The organism is Burkholderia sp. KCJ3K979 (assembly GCF_016759955.1).
Taxonomy (GTDB): domain Bacteria; phylum Pseudomonadota; class Gammaproteobacteria; order Burkholderiales; family Burkholderiaceae; genus Burkholderia; species Burkholderia orbicola.
In genome coordinates this window covers 35,631-56,979 of the sequence record NZ_JACFYV010000010.1, presented here as the reverse complement: position 1 = coordinate 56,979, position 21,349 = coordinate 35,631, and the positions used below count along the sequence as shown (strand labels likewise).

Below are 21,349 nucleotides of genomic sequence, written 5' to 3'. Positions count from 1 at the left end.
CTCAGCGCGCGCCGCGCACGCGACGCAACTCGTCGTAGATCAGCAGCACCGCCCCGACCGTGATCGCGGAATCGGCGAGGTTGAACGCCGGGAAGTGCCACGCGCCGAGGTGGAAATCGAGGAAGTCGATCACGTGACCGTAGACGAGCCGGTCGATCACGTTGCCGAGCGCGCCGCCGAGGATCAGCGCGAGCGACACGCTGAACAGCCGCTGGTGGCCGTGGCGCTTCAGCAGGAAGCAGATCACGAGCGTCGCACCGACGCCGAGCGCGGTGAACGCCCAGCGCTGCCAGCCGCTCGCGGTCGACAGGAAGCCGAACGCGGCACCGCGGTTGTACACCAGCACGAGGTTGAAGAACGACGTCAGCGCATGCTGCGCGCCGTACGCGAACGTTTTGAGGATCGCGATCTTCGACAGCTGGTCGAACAGGATCACGATCAGCGAAATGCCGAGCCAGGGCGCGAGCGCGCCGCTGGCCGGTTTCGACAGGGTCTTCGCCATATTTAAGCAGCGCTCCGGATTTCGCCGTTTTCAAACAGGTTCGAGAAGCAGCGGCCGCACAGCGTCGGGTGCTCGGCGTGTGCGCCGACATCTTCGCGGTAGTGCCAGCAGCGCTCGCACTTCTGGTACTTCGACGCGGCCACGTCGACGCTTTCCTGCGCTTCGTCGTCGACCTTGACGACCGTCGCGGCCGACGTGATCAGCACGAACTTCAGGTCGTCGCCGAGGCTCGTCAGCGCGTCGTAGCGTGCGCCGCTCGCATGCACGGCCACTTCGGCTTGCAGCGACGAACCGATGCGGTTCGCGGTGCGCGCTTCCTCGAGCGCCTTCGTCACGTTGCCGCGCACGTCGCGCAGCAGCGCCCATTTCTCGATCAGCGCGGCCGAGCCGGCGACTTCCGGATACGCATAGTAGGTTTCCGTGAAGATCGTGTCGCTCGCCGGCTGGAACACCTTCCACGCCTCTTCCGCCGTGAACGACAGGAACGGCGCGAGCACGCGCAGCAGCCCGTGCGTCAGGTGATACAGCGCGGTCTGCGCGGAGCGGCGCGCGCGCGAATCGGCGGCGCTCGTGTACAGGCGATCCTTCAGCACGTCGAGGTAGAAGCCGCCGAGGTCTTCCGAGCAGTACGTCTGCAGCTTCGCGACGACCGGGTGGAATTCGTACTTCTCGTAGTGGCCGAGCAGCTCCGTCTGCAACTGCTGCGAGAACGCGACCGCGTAGCGGTCGATCTCGAGCCATTCGTCGACCGGCACCGCGTGCTGCGCGAAGTCGAAATCCGACAGGTTCGCGAGCAGGAAGCGCAGCGTGTTGCGGATGCGGCGATAGCCCTCCGTCACGCGCTTCAGGATTTCCTCGGAAATCGCGAGCTCGCCCGAGTAGTCGGTCGACGCGATCCACAGGCGGATGATTTCCGCGCCGAGGCGGTTCGCGACTTCATGCGGGTCGATGCCGTTGCCGAGCGACTTGCTCATCTTGCGGCCTTCGCCGTCGACCGTGAAGCCGTGCGTGAGCAGGCCCTTGTACGGCGCGCGGCCATCGATCATCGATGCGGTGAGCAGCGACGAGTGGAACCAGCCGCGATGCTGGTCCGAGCCTTCGAGGTACAGGTCGGCCGGGAACTGCAGCTGATCCTTGTGCGAGCCGCGCAGCACGTGCCAGTGCGTCGTGCCCGAGTCGAACCACACGTCGAGCGTGTCGCGGTTCTTTTCGTACAGGTTCGCGTCGTCGCCGATCAGCTCGCGCGGGTCGAGCGATTGCCACGCCTCGATGCCCGACTGTTCGACGCGCTTCGCGACTTCCTCGAGCAGCTCGAGCGTGCGCGGGTGCAGCTCGCCGGTTTCCTTGTGCACGAAGAACGCCATCGGCACGCCCCACTGGCGCTGGCGCGACAGCGTCCAGTCGGGACGGTTCGCGATCATGCTGAACAGGCGCTGCTTGCCCCACGACGGATAGAACGCGGTCGCGTCGACGCCTTCGAGCGCCGTTTCGCGCAGCGTCTTGCCGCCGTCTTGCGGCGTCACATCCATGCCGGCGAACCACTGCGACGTCGCGCGGTAGATGATCGGCGTCTTGTGGCGCCAGCAGTGCATGTAGCTGTGCGTGTACTTCTCGCTGCGCAGCAGCGAGCCGGCCGCGTTCAGCGCGTCGACGATCTTCGGGTTCGCATCCCAGATCGACAGGCCGCCGAACAGCGGCAGCGATTCGATGTAGCGGCCGTCGCCCATCACCGGGTTGATGAAGTCGGAATCAGTCATCCCGTGCGCCTTGCACGACATGAAGTCTTCAATACCGTACGCGGGCGACGAGTGCACGACGCCGGTACCGGTGTCGGTCGTCACGTAGTCGCCGAGGTAGACGGGCGCGGTGCGCTTGTAGCCGGGGTGGGCCGATGCGAGCGGGTGGTGGAAGCGCAGGTTCGCGAGCTTCACGCCGGGCGCGGTCGCGACGACGCGGCCCGTCAGCTTGAAGTCGGTCATGCAGGCTTCGACGCGTTCTTGCGCGATGATCAGCAGCCCGCGCTCGGTGTCGACCAGCGCGTAGATGATTTCCGGATGGAGGTTCAGCGCCTGGTTGGCGGGGATCGTCCACGGCGTGGTGGTCCAGATCACGATGCCGCCCTCGGCGCGCGGCAGTGCCGGCAGGCCGAACGCGTGCGCGGTCTTTTCCGGCTCCGCGAACGCGAACATCACGTCGATCGTCGGATCGGTGCGATCCTTGTACTCGACTTCCGCTTCCGCGAGCGCCGAGCCGCAGTCGAAACACCAGTTCACCGGCTTCAGCCCGCGGTACACGTAGCCCTTCTCGATGATCTTGCCGAGCGCGCGGATTTCTTCCGCCTCGTTCACGAAGTTCATCGTCTTGTACGGGTTGGCCCAGTCGCCGAGCACGCCGAGGCGCTTGAAGCCGACTTTCTGCTTCTCGATCTGCTCGGTCGCGTACGCGCGCGCCTTGCTCATCACTTCGGCCGCCGGCAGCGACTTGCCGAACTGCTTCTCGATCTGGATCTCGATCGGCATCCCGTGGCAATCCCAGCCCGGCACGTACGGCGCGTCGAAGCCGGCCATGTTGCGCGACTTGACGACGATGTCCTTCAGGATCTTGTTGACCGCATGACCGAGGTGGATGTCGCCGTTCGCATACGGCGGGCCGTCGTGCAGGATGAACTTCGGGCGGCCCTTGCTGGCCGCGCGGATCTTCTCGTAGATGCCGCGCTCTTCCCACTCCTTGACCCACTGCGGCTCGCGCTTGGGCAGATCGCCGCGCATCGGGAACGGCGTGTCGAGCAGGTTGACCGGATACTTGGCCTGCGGTTTCGAATCGGCTTTCTTGTTGCTCATGATGGGATCGCTATCTAAATCGGGGGACGCTCGGGCGTCGTGAATCGGGTAGGCGCGCGCGAGGGCGGCGCGAGGGTGCGGCGCGAGGCGCCGCCGTCCGGATCAGCTAATTCGGTCGGTGGCCGACGTCGCGAAGCCCGTCGCGCGGCTGCCCGGCGCATGGTCGCGTTCGGTGAAGTAGGCGCGGGCATTCGCGACGTCCAGCGCGATCGCGCGCGACAGCGCCTCGAGATCGTCGAATTTCGCCTCGTCGCGCAGCTTCTTCAGGAATTCGACACGGATCAGCTTGCCGTACGCGTCGCCGTGCCAGTCGAGCAGATGAACTTCGAGCAGCACGCGGCCCGAATCGTCGACGGTCGGGCGCAGCCCGAGGCTCGCGACGCCCGGCAGCGGCTCGGGGCCGAGGCCGTGCACCTGCACGACGAAGATGCCCGCGAGCGCCGGCCGCTTGTGCTGGATCGGCAGGTTCAGCGTCGGGAAGCCGAGATCGCGGCCGAGCTTCAGCCCGTGCGCGACGTGGCCGCTGATCGCGTAGCCGTGGCCGAGCGCCTGCGCGGCCGCGTCGAGATCGCCCGCGGCGAGCGCTGCGCGCACGCCGGAGCTGGAAATGCGCGTGCCGTCGCTGCCGGCCACCGTACCCATCTGCTCGACCTCGAAGCCGTGCAGCTCGCCGGCCGCCTTCAGCGTGTCGAAGGTGCCCGCGCGCTTCGCGCCGTAGCAGAAATCGTCACCGACCATCATCCAGCGCGTGTGCAGCCCGTTCACCAGCGTGCGTTCGACGAACGCCTGCGGCGACTGGCTCGCGAAGGTGTGGTTGAAGTGCTCGACGACGACGCGGTCGACCCCGTGGTCGCGCAACGCTTCCAGTTTGTCGCGCAGCATCGCGATGCGCGGCGGTGCGCCGGCCGGATTGAAGAATTCGCGCGGGTGCGGCTCGAACGTCATCACGCACACGGGCAGGCCGCGCGCGTCCGCTGCCGCGCGCACGCGCGCGAGCAGGGCCTGGTGGCCGCGATGGACACCGTCGAAGTTGCCGATCGTCAGCGCGCACGGGGCGCGGCTCTCGGCGTTGGGCAGGCCGCGGAAGACTTTCACGATAGCGGATGCAGCGTCGGGGAATGGGCGGTGGGATGCCGCAAAGCAGAAGATTATAAACGTTCGGGCGGGCCGACGGCCGAGAAGGCGGGAAACGCGAGGGCGAATGGTAAAATTCGCGGATGAAAAAACTCGTGATCCTGATTTCCGGTCGCGGCAGCAACATGGAGGCCATCGTCCGCGCGTGCGCGCAGGAACGCTGGCCGGCCGAGATTGCCGCCGTGATCGCCAACCGGCCCGATGCGGCCGGACTGGCTTTTGCCGCGTCGCACGGGGTGGCGACGGCGGTGGTCGACCACCGGTCGTTCGACGGCCGCGACAGCTTCGACGCGGCGCTCGCTGCCGAAATCGACCGTTTCGCGCCCGATCTCGTCGTTCTCGCCGGCTTCATGCGCATCCTCACGCCTGCATTCGTCAGACGATACGAGGGCCGGCTGCTCAACATCCATCCGTCGCTGCTGCCGAGCTTCAAGGGCATCCACACGCACCAGCAGGCGCTGGATGCGGGCGTCGCGCTGCATGGCGCGAGCGTGCATTTCGTCATTCCCGAGCTCGACAGCGGCGCGATCGTCGCGCAGGGCGCGGTGCCGGTGCGTGCCGGCGACGACGCGGCCGCGCTCGCGCGACGCGTGCTGACGGTCGAGCACGTGCTGTATCCGCGTGCGGTGCGCTGGTTCGTCGAAGGGCGCCTGCGCCTCGAGGACGGCCGTGCAGTGGTCGCGCCCGAAGAGGCGCGCTGGATTTTCGCGGATCAACCGCAAACCGAAACGAGTGAGGGCGTATGAAGCTGCACGGATTCCTGATTGGCCAGACCGAAACCCTGCTCGCCGAGGTGCTGAAGTTCGCCGGCCCCGCCGACGCGACGACGAGCCGGTTCTTCCGTGCGCACCCGAAGCTCGGGCATGCGGAGCGCGGCGTGATTGCCGAGGCCGTGTTCGCGGTGCTGCGCCGGAAGATGGAGTTCTCGCATCTGGCCGAGAGCGGCACCGGCACGCCCGCGCGGCGCCTCACGCTGCTCGGCCTGATGCAGACGATGGGGCGCAATGCGCTGAAGCCGTTCCTGTCCGACACCGAGTCCGCGTGGCTCGAGCACGTGTCGAAGATCGATCCGACGAGCCTGCCGGTGCGCATTCGCACGAACCTGCCCGACTGGATTCACCAGGCGCTGTCGGAGCGTTTCGACGCCGAGGAACTCGCGCAGCTCGCCGCTGCGCTGAACTACCCGGCGCCGCTCGACCTGCGTGCCAACGCGCAGAAGGCGAGCCGCGACCAGGTGATCGAAGCGCTGCGGGTGAGCGGCATCGAAGCGGGCGCGACGCCGTTCGCGCCGTTCGGCGTGCGCGTGGTCGGCAAGCCGGCGCTGACGCGCCTGAAGCTGTTCGAGGAAGGCGCGATCGAGGTGCAGGACGAAGGTAGCCAGCTGCTGTGCTCGCTGGTCGCGCCGCGCCGCGGCGAGATGGTCGTCGATTTCTGTGCGGGCGCGGGTGGCAAGACGCTTGCACTCGGTGCGATGATGCGCTCGACCGGGCGCCTCTATGCGTTCGACATCTCGGAGAAGCGTCTCGCGAAGCTGAAGCCGCGCCTTGCGCGCAGCGGGCTGTCGAACGTGAACCCGGTGCTGATCGACAGCGAGCACGACGCGAAGATCAAGCGGCTCGCCGGCAAGATCGACCGCGTGCTGGTGGACGCGCCGTGCAGCGGCCTCGGCACGCTGCGCCGCAATCCGGACCTGAAGTGGCGCCAGACGCGCACGGCGATCGACGAACTGACGCCGAAGCAGGCGTCGATCCTCGCGAGCGCCGCGCGACTCGTGAAAAAGGGCGGCCGGCTCGTCTACGCGACCTGCAGCGTGCTCGACGCCGAGAACGAGCGCATCGTCGAACAGTTCCTGGCCGATCATCCGGAGTTCACGCTGGTGCCGGCGCAGCAGGTGCTGGCCGACCAGCGCATCGAGCTCGAGACGGGCGACTACCTGTCGCTGTGGCCGCACCGTCACGCGACCGACGGCTTCTTCGCCGCGGTGCTCGAGCGCCGCGCCGCGCAGTAACGACTGCCCGGACGGACGATGGAGAATTTGCAGAGCCGCCTGCTGTCGCACCGGCTGGAATCGGTGATTCGCGATTTCCACCAGCCGGTGATGATCTGGCAGGCGGCGATCCTCATCGGTGCGCTGTGTTTCGCGTGGGTGGCGGCGCGCTTCGTGCACGGCCGGATCGATGCACGGCGCCGGGCGGCCGGGCGTGCGCCCGGCGCGGGCGCGCAAAGCCTGAAACGTGCGTTGTTTCCGCTGTTCGGCAGCGTGTTCGTCGGCGGCGCGCAGCTCGCGTTCGACCCGTTCATGTCGACGTCGCTGCTGTCGCTCGCGCTCGTGCCGCTGTTCGGCATCGGGCTGATCTACGTGCTGTTCTTCTTCGCGCGGCGCGTGTTCGCGCGCGACGGCCACACGCACGCGTGGCTGTCGATCGTCGAGAAGATCGTGTCGACCGTCGTGTGGGCCGCGATGGTGATGACCGTGCTCGGTATCCAGCGCGACGTGCTGGGTTGGCTCGACAGCGTGCAGTTCCGGGTCGCGACCGCGCACCTCACGCTGCTGTCGGTGATCTCCGGCGCGCTGTGGGTGTGCGTGACGCTGATGGTCGCGATGTGGCTCGGCTCGGTGCTCGAGGATCGCCTGTCGCGCGCGAGCACGCTCGACGCGAATCTGAAGGTCGTGCTGTCGCGGGTCGGCCGTGCGCTGCTCGTGTTCGCGGCGATCCTGATCGGGCTGTCGCTGGTCGGCATCGACGTGACGGTGCTCGGCGTGTTCGGCGGCGCGGTGGGCGTCGGCCTCGGATTCGGGCTGCAGAAGATCGCCAGCAACTACGTGTCGGGTTTCATCATCCTGCTCGACCGCTCGCTGCGGCTCGGCGATGCGATCAGCGTCGGCGGGCTGCAGGGCGTCGTCACGCAGATCCGCACGCGCTACACGGTCGTGCGCGGCCTCGACGGCAACGAGACGCTGATCCCGAACGAGAAGCTGATCACCGACGTCGTGCAGAACCAGTCGTCATACCTGACGCGCGGCTACGCGAAAGTCGCGGTGCAGGTCGCGTACACGAGCGACGTGGAGCAGGCACTCGCGTTGCTCGCCGACGCCGCGAAGGACGTGCCGCGCGTGCTGGCCGAGCCGGCGCCGACGCCGTACCTCGTGGGGTTCGGCGCGGACGGCATCGATCTGGAGCTCGGTTTCTGGATCGAGGATTCGGCGAAAGGGACATCGGGCGTGCGCTCGAGCGTGAACCGCAACATCTGGCGGCTGTTCAGCGAGCACGGGATCTCGATTCCGTTTCCGCAGCGCGAAGTGCGCGTGGTCGGGCTGCCGGACGGCTTTCCCGCGGCGGCGGGCGTGGCGGCCGGGCTCGATCCGGCGCTTGCCAATGGTGCGCTGGACGGGCGCGCGCCGGCGGCGTAGCGGCCACGGGCGGTCAATCATACCGATTCCGCGGTCGAAACCGGATCGCGGGCCTTTCCCAGTCCGGACATGGACCGCGCGGATTGCGTCAGGGCAAGAAAATATTCATTTTTTACAAAGACTTGGAACGGTTGAAGTAAAATTCTGGTCTACACGCGGTATGCTTTCATTCTTCTGACGCCGGTGCGGCGTCGCTCTCATCACAGGTAACTGCCTTGTTGAATTCCCTGCTCGATTTTCTTTCCCACGGGCTCCTGCGTTTTTCGTGGTGGCAGGTCGCGTTGTTCGCGCTCGCCGTCACGCACGTCACGATCATCGGCGTGACCGTCTACCTGCACCGCTGCCAGGCGCACCGCGCGCTGGAGCTGCATCCGATCGCGAGCCACTTCTTCCGTTTCTGGCTGTGGATGACCACCGGCATGCTGACTGGCCAGTGGGCCGCGATTCACCGCAAGCACCACGCGAAGTGCGAGACCGAGGAAGATCCGCACAGCCCGCAGACGCGCGGCATCTGGAAGGTGTTCCTCGAGGGCGCCGAGCTGTATCGCGCGGAAGCGAAGAACGAAGAGACGATGCGCAAGTTCAGCCACGGCACGCCGAACGACTGGCTCGAGCGCAACGTCTACTCGAAGTACCCGATTCTCGGCATCAGCATGATGATGGTGATCGACGTCGCGCTGTTCGGCGTGCTCGGCCTGACCGTGTGGGCCGTGCAGATGGTGTGGATCCCGTTCTGGGCGGCGGGCGTCGTCAACGGCTTCGGTCACTTCTGGGGCTATCGCAACTTCAACTCGGCCGACGCGAGCACGAACCTGTTCCCGTGGGGCATCGTGATCGGCGGCGAAGAGCTGCACAACAACCATCACACGTTCGCGACGTCGGCGAAGCTGTCGAACAAGTGGTACGAGTTCGACATCGGCTGGATGTACATCCGCATCATGTCGGCATTCGGTCTCGCGAAGGTGAAGAAGGTCGCGCCGACGCCGCGCCTGAACAAGCCGAAGACGGTGCTCGACCAGGAAACGCTGCAGGCCGTGCTGTCGAATCGCTACGAAGTGATGGCGCGTTACGGCAAGGCCGTGAAGCGTGCGTACCGCCAGGAGCTCGCGCACCTGAAGGAACTCGGTTCGAGCGAGAAGTACCAGTTGATGCGCGGCGCGCGCAAGTGGTTCCACAAGGACGCCGACGGCCTCGACGAGCCGCAGAAGAAGCTGCTGCCGGAAATCTTCGCGAACAGCCAGAAGCTGCATACGTACTTCCAGCTGCGTCAGGATCTCGCCGCGATCTGGGATCGTTCGACCGCGTCGCGCGAACAGCTTCTCGCGCAATTGCAGGATTGGTGCCACCGCGCAGAACAAAGCGGCATCAAGGCGCTGCAGGAATTCGCGACACGCCTGCGTCGCTACGCCTGATTCGAAATCGATTAGAATCTCAGGACGTCACAAACCCCGCGTTGGCGGGGTTTTTTCATTTGGGCCGCCGGTTTTTGACGGATCGGCAGCACCGGGATTGGTATGAGGCTTGGGGCCGGTGTAAGTGTTGAAGCATTCACTCCGGCCGACTGCTATGCATGGGACCCAAGTAAGCGCTGAAGCGCTAACTTGGGTCGACAGGAGATATGGAGATGCAATCGACGATCAAACCCGTCGAGTACGACCGGCCCGTCGCAGCAGGGACCGTGTGCGGCGTCGGACAGGCATGGGCCAAGGTGCCCGACGCGCCGTCCGCCGAGGAGCGCGCTGCGCTGAAGGCACGCATCAAGGCGCTGCTCGCCCGTGAAAAGGCCGTGCTCGTCGCCCACTACTACGTGGATGCGGAACTGCAGGAACTGGCCGACGAAACGGGCGGCTGCGTGGCCGATTCGCTCGAAATGGCCCGCTTCGGCCGCGATCACGACGCGCAGACACTGGTCGTTGCCGGCGTGCGCTTCATGGGCGAAACCGCGAAGATCCTGAGCCCGAACAAACGGATCCTGATGCCCGATCTCGACGCGACCTGTTCGCTCGACCTCGGCTGCCCGGTCGACGAATTCTCGGCGTTCTGCGATGCGCATCCGGACCGTACCGTCGTCGTCTACGCGAACACCAGCGCGGCCGTGAAGGCGCGCGCGGACTGGATGGTCACGTCGTCGATCGGTCTCGAGATCGTGGCGGACCTGCATGCACGCGGCGAAAAGATCATCTGGGCGCCGGACCGTCATCTCGGCAGCTATATCCAGAAGAAGACCGGCGCGGACATGCTGCTGTGGCAGGGCTCGTGTCTCGTCCACGACGAATTCAAGGGCATCGAGCTCGACCTGCTGCGCGCCGAATATCCGGACGCGAAGGTGCTCGTCCACCCCGAGTCGCCGGAAAACGTCGTCGCGCAGGCCGATGTCGTCGGTTCGACCACGCAATTGATCGACGCGGCCGTCAAGTTCGATGCGAAGCGCTTCATCGTCGCGACGGATCTCGGCATCCTGCACAAGATGCAGCTGGCCGCGCCCGGCAAGACCTTCATTGCCGCGCCGACGGCCGGCAACAGCGCGACCTGCAAGAGCTGCGCGCACTGCCCGTGGATGGCGATGAACGGCCTCGCGAACCTCGCCGACGTGCTCGAACGCGGTCACAACGAGATCTTCGTCGATCCCGCGATCGGCGAGCGTGCGCGTTTGCCGATCGACCGGATGCTCGAATTCGCGGCTGCGCACAAGAAGCGCGTGCAGGCGAGCGGCGATCTGCAGCGCGACCAGTCGCTGTTCGCGAACGTGGGGGCGGCATGAGCAACGCCGTATCCCCGCTGTTCGAAGCCGTCCGCGCCCAATACGGCGCGGCATTCGACGAAGCGATCGCGCGTAACGTGGCCGACGCGATCGCCGAAGACGTCGGCACCGGCGACCAGACCGGGCGGCTCGTGCCGGCCGGCGAGCGGCGCCGTGCGCGGATCATCGTGCGCGAGGAAGCCGTGCTGTGCGGCGTACCGTGGTTCGAGGGCGTGATCGCCCGGATCGATCCGTCGATCGTCGTGCAATGGCGCTATCGCGAAGGCGACCGGATGACGGCTGATTCGACCGTCTGCGAACTCGAAGGGCCCGCTCGTGCGCTGCTGACGGCCGAGCGCAACGGGCTGAACTTCCTGCAACTGCTGTCGGGTGTCGCGACGGCGACGCGCCGTTACGTCGAGCGCGTCGAAGGCACGCGCGCGAAGATCCTCGATACGCGCAAGACGCTGCCGGGGCTGCGGCTCGCGCAGAAGTACGCAGTGCGCGTAGGCGGCGGCGAGAACCAGCGGCTCGCGCTGTACGACGGCATCCTGATCAAGGAGAACCACATCGCGGCGGCAGGCGGTGTCGGCGAGGCGCTCGATGCGGCGTTCGCGCTGGAGTCGGGTGTGCCGGTGCAGGTCGAAGTCGAGACGCTCGCGCAGCTCGATACGGCGCTCGCGCATCGCGCGCAGTCGGTGCTGCTCGACAACTTCACGCTCGGCATGATGCGCGAAGCGGTGCGCGTGGCGGAGGGCAAGGCCGTGCTCGAAGTCTCCGGCGGCGTCAATTTCGATACGGTGCGTGCGTTCGCGGAGACGGGCGTCGATCGGATCTCGATCGGCGCGCTGACGAAGGACGTGCGGGCGACCGACTATTCGATGCGAATCGTCGACTGACCGAACGTCATCCGATCAGACAAAAAGCCGTTGGCGCGCAAACGCCAACGGCTTTTTTCTTGTGCTGCGGCCGCCGCCGGGCAGGGCGGCGCGCCGCTCAGCGGCGCACGCGCGGCGTGAGCACGCTCGGCAACGCCTTCGGCAGCGTATGCGGCCAGTCGCGGCTGTAGTGCAACCCGCGGCTTTCTCGACGGGAGTGCGCACTCTTGACGATCAGCGTGGCCACGTCGACCAGGTTGCGCAGTTCGAGCAGATCGCGTGTCACGCGGAAGTTCGCGTAGTACTCGTGGATCTCGTCGCGCAGCAGCGACAGGCGATGTTTCGCGCGTTCGAGGCGCTTGTCGGTGCGCACGATGCCGACATAGTTCCACATCAGGCGGCGCAGTTCGTCCCAGTTGTGTGCGACGACGACTTCCTCGTCCGCATCCGACACACGGCTTTCGTCCCACGCGGGCAGCGTGGCCGGCGTGTCGGCGTCGAAGCCGGCCGCCTCGATCGCCTCGGCTGCCGCGCGGCCGATCACGAGACATTCGAGCAGCGAGTTGCTCGCGAGCCGGTTCGCGCCGTGCAGCCCCGTGTACGACGTTTCGCCGACCGCATACAGGCCGGCGAGATCGGTGCGCCCTGCGAGATCGGTGACGACGCCGCCGCACGTATAGTGCGCGGCCGGCACGACGGGAATCGGCTGTTTCGCGATGTCGATGCCGAATTCGAGGCAGCGCGCATAAATCATCGGGAAGTGTTCGCGCAGGAACGCTTCCGGCTGATGGCTGATGTCGAGATACACGCAGTCGATCCCGCGCTTCTTGATCTCGAAGTCGATCGCGCGCGCGACGATGTCGCGCGGCGCGAGCTCCGCGCGCGGATCGTGCGAGGGCATGAAGCGGGTGCCGTCGGGCAGCTTCAGCAGGCCGCCTTCGCCGCGCACGGCCTCCGAAATCAGGAACGACTTCGCATACGGATGGAACAGGCAGGTCGGGTGGAACTGGATGAATTCCATGTTCGACACGCGGCAGCCCGCCCGCCATGCCATCGCGATGCCGTCGCCGGTCGCGGTGTCGGGGTTCGTCGTGTACAGGTAGACCTTGCCGGCGCCGCCGGTGGCGAGCACGGTGTGCGGCGCCTCGATCGTGATCGTGCGGTCGTTGTCGACGTCGAGCGCATACAGGCCGTGACAGCGGCGGCCGGGCAGGCCGAGCCGGTCGGACGTGATCAGGTCGATCGCATGGTGGTTTTCGAAGAACGTGATGTTCGGATGCTGGCGCGCCCGCTCCGACAGCGTCGCGAGCACCGCATGGCCGGTCGCATCGGCCGCATGGATGATCCGCCGGTGGCTGTGGCCGCCTTCGCGCGTCAGGTGAAAGCCGAGTTCGGCCGCGTCGTCCTTCGTGAACGGGACGCCTTGCGAGATCAGCCATTCGATGGCTTCGCGGCCGTGCTCGACGATGTAGCGCGTCGCGCCTTCGTCGCACAGGCCGCCACCGGCGACCAGCGTGTCGTCGACGTGGTTCTCGATGCTGTCCGCCGAGTCGAGGACCGCCGCGATGCCGCCCTGAGCGTTATCGCTCGCCCCCTCCATCATCGAACGTTTCGCGATCAGTGCGACACGTCGCGTGCTGGCCAGGTTGAGTGCGACCGACAGCCCTGCCAGGCCGCTGCCGACGATCGCCACGTCGAATTTCATGCTGCATCTCCATCGTTACGCTTTTGATCTTGTGCGTTCCGGCGACCGTGGCCGCGGAAGGGGAGAGCATACCGCGTCGGGCTCGAGCGTGCGCGCAAAACACGCGCAAAACAAAAAGCCCCGCATGTGCGGGGCTTTTCGGTCGCCGTCAGGCTGGCAGAAACCGGAGATTACTTGATCTTGGTTTCTTTGTATTCCACATGCTTGCGGACGACGGGATCGAACTTCTTGATCGCCATCTTTTCCGGCATGTTGCGCTTGTTCTTCGTGGTCGTGTAGAAGTGACCCGTACCAGCGGTCGACTCAAGCTTGATCTTGTCGCGGGCGCCTTTTGCCATGATTGTGCTCCTTGGGCTTAGGCTTCGCCGCGTGCGCGCAGGTCAGCGAGCACGGAATCGATGCCGTTCTTGTCGATCAGGCGCAGGCCGGCGTTCGAGACGCGCAGGCGCACCCAGCGGTTTTCGCTCTCAACCCAGAACCGGCGGTTTTGCAGGTTCGGGAGGAAGCGGCGCTTCGTCTTGTTGTTGGCGTGGGAAACGTTGTTGCCGCTCATCGGCGCTTTCCCAGTTACTTGGCATACGCGTGCCATGAGAGCACTCCTAATACGCTAAATTCGGGGTTCGATCGCCGGTGAAGGTTCCATCGCACCGCCACGTGATCCATGGCTGCACTCAGAACGCCGTAGCCCTTACAGACAAGGCCCTTCGATGGCTAGAACTGGTTGGAAAAAAGACAGACGACGATTCTAGCAGAAAAAGTTCAGAAAAATCAAACCTAATTTCGCTTCGTCGTTGCGGCGCCCTGGGATGGGCCGCCGCGCCACAGTCTACAGCCAACCGGCCCGCGCGAACGAGAAAGTATCGCTGACGCCGACGACGACATGATCGAGCAACCGCACGTCGACGAGTTCGAGCGCGTCCTTCAGCACGCGGGTCAGGCGGCGGTCTTCCGCGCTCGGCTGCACCGCGCCCGACGGATGGTTGTGCGCGACGATCAGCGCCGCGGCGTTGTGTTTCATCGCGCGGCGCACGATCTCGCGCGGATAGACGGCCATGCGCGTGAGCGAGCCGCGCGCGATTTCCTCCATGTCGATCAGGCGATTGCGCGCGTCCAGATAGACCGCGATGAACACTTCGTACTGGCGCGTGCCGATCTTCAGTCGCAAACAATCCTCGACGGCACCCGGCGAGTCGATCTGCATCCGTTCTTCCGCCTTCTCCACCAGCATGCGCCGCGCGATCTCGGTGACCGCGACGAGCCGCGCGGAGCGTGCGGGGCCGATGCCGGGGTGCGCCTCGAAATCGTCGGCGGTCGCTTCGAGCAGCCCGTGCAGCGTGCCGAACTGATCGACCAGTGCGCGGGCGGTGACGAATACATCGTGACCGGGCTTGCCGGTGCCGAGCAGCAGCGCGATCAGCTCGTCGTCGGTCAGCGCGGCCGGCCCGCGTTCCAGCAACCGTTCGCGCGGCCGCTCGGGCCGCCAGTCGCCCGGACGGCGCCTGCGCCGGTTGATCGGGATGACGCGGCCGGGCGGATCGGCCGGCGTATCAGGGGTGTCGCGGCATTCGGCCGACGGCAGGATGGGGCAGGGAGACAGCATGGTCGGAACTCCATTGGCGGCGTGCGGCGTGCGCAACGTCGTCGCACTTTCCGCCTTGCACGCTCAGGTGACTTACAATATTGGCTTTGCGCCGGGCCATTCGGCCGTAGCGGGCGCCGACTGAACGAGTAATTCATGAGCCTCATCGATCTATCCGAAGTGAAGCCCGGTTCCCACGTCACGTTGCATTACCGGCTGGCACTGGCCGACGGCGCCGACATCGTCAACACCTTCTCGGACAAGCCGGCCACGCTGTTGCTGGGCGCGGGGCAACTGGCGCCGTCGCTGGAACAGATTCTGCTCGGGCTCAGGGTCGGCGACCATTCGACTTTTCAGCTAGCCCCCGATCAGGGGTTCGGCCCCCGCAATCCGGACATGCTCCAGCGCGTGACGCTGTCGACGCTGCGCGAGAACGGGATGGTCGGCGACGATTTCACGCCGGGCGAACTCATCGAGTTCAATGCGCCGGATGGCGGTCGCTACGCGGGGGTGCTGAAGGAAGTCAGCGAGACTTCCGCGCTGTTCGACTTCAATCATCCGCTCGCGGGCCAGGCGCTCACGTTCGAAGTGAAAATCATCGGAATCCTGTAATCATGAGTACCACCGATACGCTGTCCGGGCAGACCGTCGCCGCCGACGCCGAAATCCTGCTGGCCCAGCCGCGCGGTTTCTGCGCGGGCGTCGACCGCGCGATCGAGATCGTCGAGCGCGCCATCGCGATGCACGGTGCGCCGATCTACGTGCGTCACGAAATCGTCCACAACAAGTACGTGGTCGAGGATCTGAAGAAGAAGGGCGCGATCTTCGTCGAGGAGCTCGAGGAAGTGCCGGCCGGCAACACCGTGATCTTCAGTGCGCACGGCGTGTCGAAAGCCGTGCGCGACGAGGCCGACGTGCGCGGGCTGCGCATTTACGACGCAACCTGCCCGCTCGTCACGAAGGTGCACGTCGAAGTGGCGAAAATGCGCCAGGACGGTGTCGACATCGTCATGATCGGGCACAAGGGCCATCCCGAAGTCGAAGGCACGATGGGCCAGGTGGAGCGCGGCATGCACCTCGTCGAAAGCGTCGAGGACGTGCAGAAGCTCGAGCTCGCCGATCCCGAACGCATCGCGCTCGTCACGCAGACGACGCTGTCCGTCGACGACGCGGCCGAGATCATCGGCGCGCTGAAGGCGAAGTATCCGAAGATCCGCGAGCCGAAGAAGCAGGACATCTGCTACGCGACGCAGAACCGCCAGGACGCGGTGAAGTTCATGGCGCCGCAATGCGACGTCGTGATCGTGGTCGGTAGTCCGAACAGCTCGAACTCGAGCCGGCTGCGCGAAGTGGCCGAAAAGCGCGGCGTGGCCGCGTACATGGTCGATGCACCGGACCAGATCGATCCGGCATGGGTCGCCGGCAAGCGCCGCATCGGCGTGACGGCCGGCGCGTCGGCGCCCGAGGTGCTCGCCCAGGCCGTGATCGCGCGGCTGCGCGAACTCGGTGTGCGCAACGTCCGCGCACTCGACGGCATCGAGGAAAACGTGTCGTTTCCGCTGCCGCGCGGGTTGAACCTGCCGCCCGCCGCCTGATTGCCGCATCGCACTCCGCGGAACACCGAAGCGCGCCCTCCCGGCGCGCTTTTTTTGTGCCTCGAAATTCAAATCGCAACCATTATTCCCGGTCATGGTGCAACCCGGTTGCTCCGGCTGCGCCCAATCGCGTCTCAAAATTGGTTGCAATGCAGGAAAACCCCATCGAATCAGGAATATTGGCGTCCTATAAATGGAGTTACAATGCGCCCGTTTTCAAGCCGGAATGGCTTTGAAATCGGGATTTGGCAAGGCGCGGGAGACCATTCAATGCATGTGAAGTTGGCTTACGCCGTGTCCGTCGCCGCGCCGGTTGCAATGCTTGCCGGCTGCAGCAAAAAGAGCGACGGCGAGGCGGGCAGGGAGGCCGCGGGGGGCGCGGCACCATCGGCCGGCGACGTGCGCGTCGCCGGAGCCGGACGTGCGGCGCCATCGGCGCGCCGTATCGCGCAACTGGGCAGGGACAAGGAAAACGGGGCACGTTTGACGAGTTTGGCGATCGAGGAAATCCACGTGCCCGGCCCGACGATCGGGCCGGCAGCGGGTATGCCGGCTGCGTCGCGGCCAGCCGCCGATCGACGGATGCCGGACGCTCACGGCCAGGCCGGCAGCGTGCCGAGGCCACTGTCCCCCCTTCAATTCGATTCGACGAAACAGCGCGCCGCCGCGACCGACCGTGTCGCGACGCGCAGTCTGGTTCGTACGATGGATTCCGATGCAGTCCTGACGAAAGTCGGGCGCGGCTGTCGCAACGCCCTCGCCGGCGACGCGACGCGGAATCCGATCCGTCCTGGCGCGATGCTTGCATGGCACTGGACGGGCCAAGGCACGGATGCCGGGAAACCGGACGACGGCCGTCTCGGCATGCAGCCCCACGACTTCAAGGAGGCCACGAACACCGTCCTCGATGTCGTGACGATTTAGCGACGGGACTCATGACGGCACCGGAACAGTGCGGTGCCGTTTTTGTATCCGCTCCGGCGGCAGGTCCGGCCGTACAGGCCGGGCGGCGCGCGCCGGAACGATCCACCCTTACCGGTATCGACTAGTACCCGCAGTGTCGCCGAGAAGGCGCGATTCCTCGCTTACCCGCGGGGCGCAACGTCCTCCGGCAGCACGGGCCAAGGAGCTTTAAATGGATATTTTCGTCCAGCAGGTTCTCAACGGGCTGGTGCTCGGCAGTGTGTACGCCATCATCGCGTTGGGATACACGATGGTGTACGGCATTCTCGGCATCATCAACTTCGCGCACGGCGACGTGCTGATGATCGGCGCGATGGTCGCGCTGTCGGCCATCACCGTGCTGCAGAACCACTTTCCCGGACTCGGCAACGTCGCGACGCTGACGATCGGCCTGGGCATCGCCGCGGTCGTCTGTGCGTTCGTCGGCTTCACCATCGAACGCGTCGCATACCGGCCGCTGCGCCGCGCGCCGCGTCTCGCCCCGCTGATCACCGCGATCGGCGTGTCGATCCTGCTGCAGACCGCTGCGATGATCATCTGGTCGCGCAACCCGCTGCCGTTCCCGCAGTTGCTGCCGACCGACCCGATCAACGTGATCAAGGCCACCGACACGACCCCCGGCGCCGTGATCTCGGTCACTGAAATCGTGATCATCGCGGTCGCGTTCATCGTGATGGGCGGCCTGCTGCTGCTCGTGCACAAGACCAAGCTCGGCCGCGCGATGCGCGCGATCGCCGAAAGCCCGAACACGGCGAGCCTGATGGGCGTGAATCCGAACTTCGTGATCTCCGCGACGTTCATGATCGGCTCCGCGCTCGCCGCGCTGGCCGGCGTGATGATCGCGTCCGAATACGGCAACGTGCACTTCTACATGGGCTTCATCCCCGGCATGAAGGCGTTCACCGCGGCGGTGCTCGGCGGGATCGGCAACCTGGGCGGCGCGATGGTCGGCGGCGTGCTGCTCGGCCTGATCGAGCAGCTCGGGGCCGGCTACATCGGCAACCTCACGGGCGGCGTATTCGGCAGTAACTACCAGGACGTGTTCGCCTTCGTCGTGCTGATCATCGTGCTGGTGTTCCGCCCGTCGGGCCTGCTGGGCGAACGGGTCGCGGACCGCGCGTAACGGAAGGGGAGCAAACAACATGACATCCATTCAACCGATCGAATCGTCGACGTCGCTGGTCGAAGAGCGCAATACCGCCAAGACCGTCGTCATCGGCATCCTGACCGCCGCGTTCGTGATCGCCGCGCCGATCATCATCGGCTCGGCCGGCGGCAACTACTGGGTCCGCGTGCTCGACTTCGCGATGCTGTACGTGATGCTCGCGCTGGGCCTGAACGTGGTGGTCGGCTTTGCCGGCCTGCTCGACCTCGGCTACATCGCGTTCTACGCGGTGGGCGCCTACACGGCGGCGCTCCTGAGCTCGCCGCACCTGACCTCGCAGTTCGAGTGGATCGCGGCGCTCGCGCCGAACGGGCTGCACGTGCCGTTCCTGCTGATCGTGCCGATCGCGATGGCGCTGGCGGCGACCTTCGGGATACTGCTCGGCGCGCCGACGCTGCGCCTGCGCGGCGACTACCTGGCGATCGTCACGCTCGGCTTCGGTGAAATCGTCCGGATCTTCATGAACAACCTCGACCGTCCGGTGAACATCACCAACGGCCCGAAGGGGATCACGGGCATCGATCCGGTGCACGTCGGCGGCTTCAACCTGTCGCAGACGCATACGCTGTTCGGCTTCCAGCTGCCGTCGGTGTACATGTACTACTACCTGTTCGTGCTCTGCTCGCTGCTGGTGATCTGGGTGTGTACGCGCCTGCAGCACTCGCGTATCGGCCGCGCATGGGCCGCGATCCGCGAAGACGAGATCGCCGCGAAGGCGATGGGCATCAACACCCGTAACGTGAAGCTGCTCGCGTTCGCGATGGGCGCGTCGTTCGGCGGCCTGTCGGGCTCGATGTTCGGTGCGTTCCAGGGCTTCGTGTCGCCCGAGTCGTTCACGTTCTGGGAATCGATCGTCGTGCTCGCCTGCGTGGTGCTCGGCGGCATGGGCCACATCCCGGGCGTGATCCTGGGCGCGGTGCTGCTCGCGATCTTCCCGGAATTCCTGCGCTCGACGATGAGCCCGCTGCAGCACGCGCTGTTCGGTCATGACATCGTCGATACCGAAGTGATCCGTCAGGCGCTGTACGGCCTCGCGATGGTGATCATCATGCTGTACCGCTCGGAAGGCCTGTGGCCCGCGCCGAAGCATGAGGACAAGATCGCGAAACTGGCGAAGCGCAACAGCAAGAAGCCGGTGCGCGCTTAACCTACGGACAAGGGGATACACACATGAGCGACAAGCAAATCCGACTGTCCGTCTCGGGCGTGAACAAGCGTTTCGGCGGGCTGCAGGCGCTGTCCGACGTCGGCCTGCAGATCCGCGAAGGCGAGATCTACGGTCTGATCGGCCCGAACGGCGCCGGCAAGACGACGTTCTTCAACGTGATCACGGGCCTCTACACGCCCGACTCCGGCGACTTCAAGCTGGACGGCACGAACTACACGCCGACGGCCGTGCACCAGGTGGCCAAGGCCGGCATCGCGCGCACGTTCCAGAACATCCGCCTGTTCGGCGGGATGACGGCGCTCGAGAACGTGATGGTGGGCCGCCACGTGCGCACCAAGCACGGGCTGCTCGGCGCGGTGTTCCAGACGCCGGCCGAACGCCAGGAAGAGCGCGAGATCAAGGAACGCGCGATCGAGCTGCTCGAATACGTCGGCGTGCTGCAGTATGCGGACTACACGTCGCGCAACCTGTCGTACGGTCACCAGCGTCGGCTGGAAATCGCCCGGGCCCTCGCGACCGACCCGAAGCTGCTCGCGCTCGACGAGCCGGCGGCCGGGATGAACGCGACCGAGAAGGTGGAACTCACGCGCCTGCTCGACAAGATCCGCTCGGACGGCCGCACGATTCTCCTGATCGAGCACGACGTGAAGCTCGTGATGGGGCTGTGCAACCGGATGACGGTGCTCGATTACGGCAAGGTGATCGCCGAAGGTCTGCCGCAGGACGTGCAGAAGAATCCGAAGGTGATTGAGGCATATCTCGGCGCAGGGGTGCACTGATGGCAGCGGCAATGTTGAAAATCAAGGGCTTGCAGGTCAACTACGGCGGCATTCAGGCCGTCAAGGGCGTTGACATGGAAGTCCGTCAGGGCGAGCTCGTGACGCTGATCGGTGCGAACGGCGCCGGCAAGACCACGACGATGAAGGCGATCACTGGCCTGAAGCCGTATTCGGCCGGGGACATCGAGTACGAAGGCAAGTCGATCAAGGGCATCCCGTCGCACGAGCTGCTCAAGCGCGGCCTCGCGATGGTGCCGGAAGGCCGCGGGATCTTCGCGCGCATGTCGATCATCGAGAACATGCAGATGGGCGCGTACCTGCGCAACGACAACGAGCAGATCAAGAAGGACGTCGACCGGATGTTCGGCTTCTTCCCGCGCCTGAAGGAACGGGCGACGCAGCTCGCGGGCACGCTGTCGGGCGGCGAGCAGCAGATGCTGGCGATGTCGCGCGCGATCCTGTCCAAGCCGAAGCTGCTGCTGCTCGACGAGCCGTCGATGGGGCTGTCGCCGATCATGGTCGAGAAGATCTTCGAAGTGGTTCGGGAGATCTCGAAGGAGGGCATCACGGTGCTGCTGGTCGAGCAGAACGCACGCCTCGCGCTGCAGGCGGCCGACCGCGGCTACGTGATGGATTCGGGCACGGTCACGATGGAAGGCGACGCGAAGCAGATGCTCGACGATCCGAAGGTGCGCGCCGCGTATCTGGGCGAGTAAGCGATCGAACGAACGGGCCCGGTTGCGCAAGTCGCGCCCGGGCTGTCGAAAAGCCGTCACGGCAGAAACCGTGACGGCTTTTTTTCGTCTTGGGCGATCGCGTCGAACTCTGCGCGCAAAGGCGACTCCATTCGACTGTTGGGTCGTGCACGCGGCTGGCCGTCGGCAAACCG

Annotated in this window: 20 protein-coding genes; 13 read left to right on the top strand and 7 right to left on the bottom strand. The window is 65.8% G+C overall.

Translation table 11 applies throughout. The features are described 5' to 3' along the window. Position 1: 1 nt before the first annotated feature. The 3 genes from lspA to H3O04_RS04410 form a co-directional block, all read right to left on the bottom strand. Positions 2–502 (bottom strand): signal peptidase II, encoded by a 501-nt coding sequence (gene lspA, locus H3O04_RS04420; protein WP_006478035.1) that lies wholly within the window; start codon positions 500–502, stop codon positions 2–4. Between the two features lie 2 nt (positions 503–504). Next, positions 505–3,342 carry an isoleucine--tRNA ligase gene (gene ileS, locus H3O04_RS04415; protein ID WP_023477035.1) on the bottom strand — a complete coding sequence of 946 codons (2,838 nt, stop codon included), beginning with the start codon at positions 3,340–3,342 and terminating at the stop codon, positions 505–507. A 102-nt stretch (positions 3,343–3,444) separates the two neighbouring features. After that, entirely contained in the window at positions 3,445–4,437 is a 993-nt protein-coding gene (locus H3O04_RS04410) for a bifunctional riboflavin kinase/FAD synthetase (protein WP_006478037.1), read from the bottom strand. A gap of 122 nt (positions 4,438–4,559) precedes the next feature. Between H3O04_RS04410 and purN the strand changes: the two genes are divergently transcribed. The 6 genes from purN to nadC all read left to right on the top strand — a co-directional run bounded on the left by purN (position 4,560) and on the right by nadC (position 11,527). Continuing rightward, positions 4,560–5,222, top strand: coding sequence for a phosphoribosylglycinamide formyltransferase (gene purN, locus H3O04_RS04405; protein ID WP_006478038.1), 663 nt, complete (start codon positions 4,560–4,562; stop codon positions 5,220–5,222). Next, on the top strand, positions 5,219–6,484 hold the full coding sequence (locus tag H3O04_RS04400; protein ID WP_023477034.1) for an RsmB/NOP family class I SAM-dependent RNA methyltransferase: 1,266 nt from the start codon (positions 5,219–5,221) through the stop codon (positions 6,482–6,484). Before purN ends, H3O04_RS04400 begins: the two co-directional genes overlap by 4 nt. An 18-nt stretch (positions 6,485–6,502) precedes the next feature. Then, on the top strand, positions 6,503–7,888 hold the full coding sequence (locus H3O04_RS04395) for a mechanosensitive ion channel family protein (protein WP_202587215.1): 1,386 nt from the start codon (positions 6,503–6,505) through the stop codon (positions 7,886–7,888). Positions 7,889–8,103: 215 nt separating this feature from the next. Further along, positions 8,104–9,300 carry a DesA family fatty acid desaturase gene (locus H3O04_RS04390; RefSeq protein ID WP_006478042.1) on the top strand — a complete coding sequence of 399 codons (1,197 nt, stop codon included), beginning with the start codon at positions 8,104–8,106 and terminating at the stop codon, positions 9,298–9,300. Positions 9,301–9,512: 212 nt separating this feature from the next. Continuing rightward, positions 9,513–10,649: a quinolinate synthase NadA gene (gene nadA, locus H3O04_RS04385; RefSeq protein ID WP_023477032.1), complete on the top strand. Its 1,137-nt coding sequence runs from the start codon at positions 9,513–9,515 to the stop codon at positions 10,647–10,649. Continuing rightward, positions 10,646–11,527 carry a carboxylating nicotinate-nucleotide diphosphorylase gene (gene nadC / locus H3O04_RS04380; protein ID WP_202587214.1) on the top strand — a complete coding sequence of 294 codons (882 nt, stop codon included), beginning with the start codon at positions 10,646–10,648 and terminating at the stop codon, positions 11,525–11,527. Before nadA ends, nadC begins: the two co-directional genes overlap by 4 nt. Before the next feature lie 97 nt (positions 11,528–11,624). On the opposite strand, the gene nadB is transcribed toward nadC, so the two are convergent. The 4 genes from nadB to radC all read right to left on the bottom strand — a co-directional run bounded on the left by nadB (position 11,625) and on the right by radC (position 14,811). Continuing rightward, on the bottom strand, positions 11,625–13,211 hold the full coding sequence (gene nadB / locus H3O04_RS04375) for an L-aspartate oxidase (protein ID WP_202587213.1): 1,587 nt from the start codon (positions 13,209–13,211) through the stop codon (positions 11,625–11,627). A 170-nt stretch (positions 13,212–13,381) separates the two neighbouring features. Next, positions 13,382–13,549 carry a 50S ribosomal protein L33 gene (gene rpmG / locus H3O04_RS04370; RefSeq protein ID WP_006478046.1) on the bottom strand — a complete coding sequence of 56 codons (168 nt, stop codon included), beginning with the start codon at positions 13,547–13,549 and terminating at the stop codon, positions 13,382–13,384. 17 nt (positions 13,550–13,566) lie between these two features. Further along, positions 13,567–13,800 (bottom strand): 50S ribosomal protein L28, encoded by a 234-nt coding sequence (gene rpmB / locus H3O04_RS04365; RefSeq protein WP_004186391.1) that lies wholly within the window; start codon positions 13,798–13,800, stop codon positions 13,567–13,569. Positions 13,801–14,037: 237 nt separating this feature from the next. Further along, positions 14,038–14,811 (bottom strand): RadC family protein, encoded by a 774-nt coding sequence (gene radC, locus H3O04_RS04360; RefSeq protein ID WP_006478048.1) that lies wholly within the window; start codon positions 14,809–14,811, stop codon positions 14,038–14,040. Between the two features lie 135 nt (positions 14,812–14,946). Here radC and H3O04_RS04355 point away from each other — a divergent pair, with 135 nt between their 5' ends. From H3O04_RS04355 to H3O04_RS04325, 7 genes are all read left to right on the top strand, one after another. Beyond that, complete coding sequence (locus H3O04_RS04355) at positions 14,947–15,402, top strand: FKBP-type peptidyl-prolyl cis-trans isomerase (RefSeq protein ID WP_006488950.1); 456 nt, start codon at positions 14,947–14,949, stop codon at positions 15,400–15,402. 2 nt (positions 15,403–15,404) lie between these two features. After that, complete coding sequence (gene ispH / locus H3O04_RS04350; RefSeq protein WP_006488968.1) at positions 15,405–16,385, top strand: 4-hydroxy-3-methylbut-2-enyl diphosphate reductase; 981 nt, start codon at positions 15,405–15,407, stop codon at positions 16,383–16,385. A gap of 270 nt (positions 16,386–16,655) precedes the next feature. Further along, positions 16,656–17,309 carry an amino acid-binding protein gene (locus H3O04_RS04345; RefSeq protein WP_202587212.1) on the top strand — a complete coding sequence of 218 codons (654 nt, stop codon included), beginning with the start codon at positions 16,656–16,658 and terminating at the stop codon, positions 17,307–17,309. A gap of 211 nt (positions 17,310–17,520) precedes the next feature. Continuing rightward, positions 17,521–18,471 (top strand): branched-chain amino acid ABC transporter permease, encoded by a 951-nt coding sequence (locus H3O04_RS04340; RefSeq protein WP_006478051.1) that lies wholly within the window; start codon positions 17,521–17,523, stop codon positions 18,469–18,471. Between the two features lie 19 nt (positions 18,472–18,490). After that, positions 18,491–19,660, top strand: a complete 1,170-nt coding sequence (locus H3O04_RS04335; protein WP_006478052.1) for an ABC transporter permease subunit — start codon at positions 18,491–18,493, stop codon at positions 19,658–19,660. 23 nt (positions 19,661–19,683) lie between these two features. After that, the gene (locus H3O04_RS04330; protein ID WP_006478053.1) at positions 19,684–20,460 is read left to right on the top strand and encodes an ABC transporter ATP-binding protein; all 777 of its coding nucleotides are present in this window, start codon (positions 19,684–19,686) and stop codon (positions 20,458–20,460) included. Next, positions 20,460–21,176: an ABC transporter ATP-binding protein gene (locus H3O04_RS04325; RefSeq protein WP_006478054.1), complete on the top strand. Its 717-nt coding sequence runs from the start codon at positions 20,460–20,462 to the stop codon at positions 21,174–21,176. The genes H3O04_RS04330 and H3O04_RS04325 overlap by 1 nt, the downstream gene beginning before the upstream one ends. The last annotated feature ends 173 nt before the right edge of the window (positions 21,177–21,349 follow it).